We start from the raw sequence: 5,642 nt of genomic DNA, 5'->3' as shown, positions 1-5,642 counted from the left end.
TCTGTTGGTGCATCTACTTTTTCCATGCCAAAATTGGTACATCTATGCTTAACAAACGCATCAAGCTCTACAAAAGTACCTTCATCAAACAAGAGCATAATACGTTCTCTGGCAGTGAGCTTTCCTTTTTCATGTTGCTTAGCAATGGCTTTTGCACCACCACCTGCCATTAATTTTTCTTTATTCTTCTTAAGTAATTCTAGTTTTTCGCTCAAGGGATACCTCCTCATAAAATAAATGATTGATTCAAACGAATCAATCATTTAAAAGTATAGAAATTTTAAAGCTTAAATAAACAACTTGAGTAGCATATAGCCGATTGATGGACATAATAAGCTTCCGAGTCCTGTGTAGAATGTTGCGGTCATAGCACCATAAGGTACGAGTTTAGGATCAGTAGCTGCTAAACCACCAGCAACACCACTTGTCGTACCAATTAAGCCACCGTATACCATAGCAGTTGTTGGATTATCAAGCTTGATTGCCTTAGCAATGAATGGTGTGATAATCATGGTCAAAACAGATTTAACAACACCAGCTGCGATAGAAAGTGCAATTACTTCTGAGCTTGCACCAAGGGCAGTTCCCGTAACTGGACCAACGATAAAGGTTACCGTACCAGCACCGATTGTGGCAACATCAACAGCGTCGTGGTAACCCATTGCATAAGCAATTACTGAACCTACGATAAAAGAAAATGCGACGCCAAGTAAAAGTGCAACTGTACCAGGTAAGCCAGCTTTTTTAAGGTTTTCTAGCTTGGCACCAAAGGCTGTTGAAATAATGGCGAAGTCTCTAAACATTGAGCCGCCAAGTAATGCAAAACCTGAGAAGTAAGCGATATCTGAAACGCCTTTTGAACCGCCAGTAACTTTACCAGCAATAAATGCTAAAATTAATGCCACAACGATTGCAATTGCTGAACCCATTCTCTTTTGTCCGATTGCATTAGCAAACCAGTAAGAAATGAGCATGATTAATGCAACGGCGCCAAAAGCACCAACTAATGGAAATTTAGTAAATAACGTTGAAATAATTTCTGCTATCATAAGAGCGCCTCCCTATTCTTCTAATTTGTTAGAACCTAATTTGCCAATCAATGGCACTAAAAACATAGAGCCAATAGTAGCAACGCCACCTGCAACAAATGCAATCGCACCGCCACTAAATGCAGCAACTACATTTTGAATACCAGCCATGGCAACAACAATCGGAATATAAAGAGCACTTAATAAATAAATACCATTTTTGGTTCTTTCAGACCAACCACCTTTTTTCTCATCCACATAATTGCTGATAAGAATTAATAAAAGCATTGCAAAGCCTACGCCACCAACATTTCCCGAGATGCCAAGTACTTTTCCGATAAAGTAACCCAAAAATGACCCAACATACATACAAAATGCGACTATGCCTAAACCATAAATCTCCATATTGCCCTCCTAATTAAAATACATTATTTTCTTTAAGTTTCTCTAATTTCTCATCTGAGTAATTTAATAGTTCTTTTAATATTTCAAACGTGTCTTCGCCTAAAATTGGAGCAGATTTCTTGATACCGCCAGGTGTTGCACTCATTTTAATTGGTACACCAGGAATATGAGTTGTACCTGCAACCTTGTGCTCAACTTCAACGATCATATCCCTGAACTTGACTTGTTCATCTTTGGTGATCATTTCGATGTTGTTGATTGGACCGCAAGGAATACCTGCTTTGGTTAAATTAACATACCACTCTTCAGTCGATTTAGACTTCATGATTTCCGCTAGAATCGGTCTTAGCTCGTTGTAATTAACCGTTCTTTGTGGGTTGGTAGAAAATCGCTCATCAGTAATTAAATGCTCATTACCAATTTCAGTACAATACTTTTTCCAGAGGTTATCGTTACCTACTGCAATCATAATTTCACCATCAGATGTTTCAAATGGTTCAAATGGCACGATAGAAGAATGCTTGTTACCTGCTGGTTTCGGAGAAACACCTGTTGCAAAGTATCTTGCAAGTGCATTTTCCAAAATTGCCACCTGACAGTCCAACATGGCAACATCTACTTTTTGGCCTTGACCAGTTGCGTTCAAATGGTTCACAGCAGCTAAAATACCTATTGCGGTGAATAAACCAGCTGTGATATCACCGATTGATGGCCCAACTCTAGTTGGCTTGCCACCTAGTTCTCCTGTGATACTCATGATACCGCCCATAGCTTGTACAACACCGTCATAAGCAGGTCTTGTGCTATAAGGTCCTGAATGACCAAAGCCAGAGCTTGCTGCATAGATTAATTTAGGGTTGATTTCTTTTAGAACATCATAACCGAAACCGAGCTTCTCCATAGTACCTGGTTTGAAGTTTTCAACCACAACATCGACCGTTTTAATAAGTTCGAAAAATATTTGTTTTGCTTCTGGATTTTTAAGGTCTAACGTCATGCTTCTCTTGTTTCTGTTAATGCTCATAAAGTAAGCACTTTCCCCATTGATATAAGGACCGAATTGTCTTGAATCATCCCCTGTTTTAGGAGATTCAATTTTAATGACATCTGCTCCTAAATCTGCGAGGACCATTGTACAGTAAGGACCGGCAAGAACTCTTGTCATATCAAGTATCTTTAATCCTTCTAATGCTTGTTTCATGTTGGCCTCCTCTTTCTCAAATTGTAATACACATATAATATACGCAAGCCTCATGCCAAAGCTGTAAGTGTCTGTTTGCAATAATTTCGTATATCAAAAACATAAAAAAGTGGTAACTAATTTACCACTGCTGGTAAAAAAGTAACCACTTTTGAATGAACAAATACGATACTAATACTGATATAAACCTGATACAAAGCTGATTTATAGTAGATTTTTAGTTGAATTATAGCGGATTTTTAGTTGAATTATAGCGGATTTAATACTGGCCTAATAGGATACGATAGCCTTTAATTTTGATTTGAAATGCCGTATTTATCAATTTTACGTCTTAAAGTTAGTCTTGAAATTTGTAAGGCTTCAGCAGCTTTGGTGATGTTCCAGCTGTGCTGTGATAACGCCCTAAGTACCGCTTCTTGTTCTGCCAGTTCTAGATGACTGAGATGTGCTTTATAGTCCTGAGGATCCTCATCAGTGAGCTCGTAAGGCAATTCATCCATGTGCAAGACATTGGTATCGCTTAATATCATCAAGCGCTCGATGATATTTTTAAGTTCTCGAATGTTGCCGGGCCAGCTGTATTTATTAAAAATCGTCATCATATCATCAGATAAGCCCCTTACATCCTTACCAAGTAAGCCGTTATAAATATGAATAAAGTGTTGGATTAATAGTGGAATATCTTCCCTGCGTTCTCTCAGAGGCGGCACCTTGATGGGAATAATGTTTAATCGATAATATAAGTCTTTTCTAAAGTTATTTGTTTCCACTTCAGCTAATAAATCTTTATTAGTAGCAGCAACGACCATGGCGTTAAATGGGATTTCAGCATTGCCGCCTATACGGCGGTATGTTTTTTCTTGAAGGACCCTTAACAGCTTGGCTTGAAGGTCGATATCCATATCACCCACTTCATCAAGGAATAAAACACCATCTTTAGCATGCTCCAGCAGACCGATTCTTTGATTCTTGGCATCTGAAAAGGCACCTTTTTCGTGGCCGAACAACTCACTTTCCTGCAAGTGTTTAGGAATCGCAGCACAATTGATTGCGACAAAGGGTTTTTCAGGTGAACAAATGGCATGAACTTGTTTTGCCACCAATTCTTTACCTGTGCCACTTTCGCCATTTACGAGAATACAAGTACTAAACTGAACCCTAGATAACTTTTTTAATTTGCTGATAATATCTGTAATGGCATTTGATGTGCCTACAATTTCGTTTGGATTTTTAGAAGCCTGATCCAGTAAGGATTTTTCGCTGATATAGGTGTCCATTTGCTTTACCACCGTCAGCATTTCTTCAAGCGAAAAAGGTTTTGTAAAATAATCATGAGCACCAAGCTTCATAGCTTGAACGGCGAGCTTAACTTCACTTAAATGTGTCATCATAATTACCGTACAGCCTTCATCGTGCTGCTTCATCTGCTTTAGAACCTCAATGCCTGAAATGTCAGGAAGCTTAATGTCTAGTATGACCAAATCAATATTGTGGTCACGAAAAAGTGCTAAGCCTTCTGTGCCATTTTCGGCACTGAACACAGTAACATCCAGTTTTTTAAGGCCAAGCGTTAAAGACACACGTATGCTTTTTTCATCATCTATCACTAGAATTTTCATACTTTTATTCCTTCTTGAAGTTTATTTTAAATATAGAACCCTTATTGACTTCTGATTCAACAGTAAGTGTACAACCATTTTCCTTGAGCGCATTATAGGCAATGAACAAACCAAGACCCGTTCCATTCTCTCTTGTGGTATAGAATGGATAGAAGAGTTTGGTGATGACATCTTCACTCATGCCTTTTCCGGTATCCTCAATCGTTAATGTAATGAATTTTTCAGACTCAACAATTGAAATTATAATTGAGCCTTTGTCATCAATCGCTTGACTTGCATTTTTTAGAATGTTGATTAGGGCCTGTTTTACACTTCTTGATTCAAGATTTAATACAATCGGATGACTCGGAAGATTTCTAACAAGTCGAATGCGTTTGGTATCGATTTCACCCTTGAGTAAGTCTACAGAGCTCTTGATGACTTTAATTAAATCTACAGGTCCCTTTTGTATATCAGAACTTCTTACAAAGTCTAAGAAATTGATGACGAGAATATTGAGGTCATTAACTTCTTCACTTAAGAGATCAAGTACTTCGCTCTGAGAAGCTTGGCTAATTTCTTTGTCCTTTAAGAGCTCTATGAGATTGGCCATGCCTGCAAGAGGGTTACCAATGTCATGTATGATTGATGCCGAAAGTTCACCAATTGTATGGATCCTATCCTCTTTACGAAGTTCCTGTTCAAGTATTTTCATGGCAGTAATATCTCTGAATTGTAACACAATACCAAGATAATTCCCAGCAGGATCCACAACTCGGGAACAAGTATAGCTTATGGAAATCGTCTTATGCTGTGTTGAGATTAAAGTGGATTCTTGGTCAGTAAGCTGTTGATCGTAATGAATTACATTTAAAACTTCCTCTTTTACGTTTAAGTTTAAGGTTTTAAGGACTTCAAAGAAATCGTGACCAATCATCTCCTTGTTGTCTAAACCTGTAATTTTAGTCGCTTGTGCATTAAATATCGTGATTTGATACCTTGAGTCTGCCACAATAATACCGCTGTGAACACTGGCGAGTATGTTTTTTAGATACTGCTTGGTTCTGTTTTCACTGACCACAGCACTCTCCAAATCGGATAGGTTATTCTTTAAGTTCAAACTCATTTCCACAAAGGCGTGACTAAGCTCTGAAAGCTCATTGCTATCGGATTCGTTTGAATTAACACTGATGTTCTCATCATCCTTAAGTGCAGTTGGTAAAGCGCGTACCTGTTGTACCAGTTCTTTGATTGGCAAGGTAATCCATCTTGCAAGGACAAGACCGATGATCAGCGCAAAAAATAGTACAATACTTTGTATAATAGCAAGCTGATTAGTGGCATCAAGTATTTCTCGATTGACCGTATTCTTATTTTGCTCCACCACAATCATCCAATTGTAATCTTTTA

General features: G+C 38.2%; 6 protein-coding genes. All 6 read right to left on the bottom strand.

Annotated features, from left to right (window positions below; all coding sequences use genetic code 11):
- Positions 1-215: carboxyl transferase domain-containing protein (locus AC220I_RS17395; protein WP_486725135.1), on the bottom strand; the 215-nt coding region annotated here is incomplete at its 3' end.
- A gap of 72 nt (positions 216-287) precedes the next feature.
- Positions 288-1,049 (bottom strand): malonate transporter subunit MadM, encoded by a 762-nt coding sequence (gene madM / locus AC220I_RS17390; RefSeq protein ID WP_486725134.1) that lies wholly within the window; start codon positions 1,047-1,049, stop codon positions 288-290.
- Between the two features lie 12 nt (positions 1,050-1,061).
- Complete coding sequence (madL, locus tag AC220I_RS17385) at positions 1,062-1,433, bottom strand: malonate transporter subunit MadL (protein ID WP_486725133.1); 372 nt, start codon at positions 1,431-1,433, stop codon at positions 1,062-1,064.
- A 13-nt stretch (positions 1,434-1,446) separates the two neighbouring features.
- Positions 1,447-2,634 (bottom strand): CaiB/BaiF CoA transferase family protein, encoded by a 1,188-nt coding sequence (locus tag AC220I_RS17380; protein WP_486725132.1) that lies wholly within the window; start codon positions 2,632-2,634, stop codon positions 1,447-1,449.
- A gap of 290 nt (positions 2,635-2,924) precedes the next feature.
- Complete coding sequence (locus AC220I_RS17375) at positions 2,925-4,253, bottom strand: sigma-54-dependent transcriptional regulator (protein ID WP_486725131.1); 1,329 nt, start codon at positions 4,251-4,253, stop codon at positions 2,925-2,927.
- A gap of 4 nt (positions 4,254-4,257) precedes the next feature.
- Positions 4,258-5,642: sensor histidine kinase (locus AC220I_RS17370; protein WP_486725130.1), on the bottom strand; the 1,385-nt coding region annotated here is incomplete at its 5' end.

Source organism: Fusibacter sp., assembly GCF_057447755.1.
Note: the sequence above shows the minus strand (reverse complement) of the source record. Positions and strands in the feature narration are given on the sequence as shown.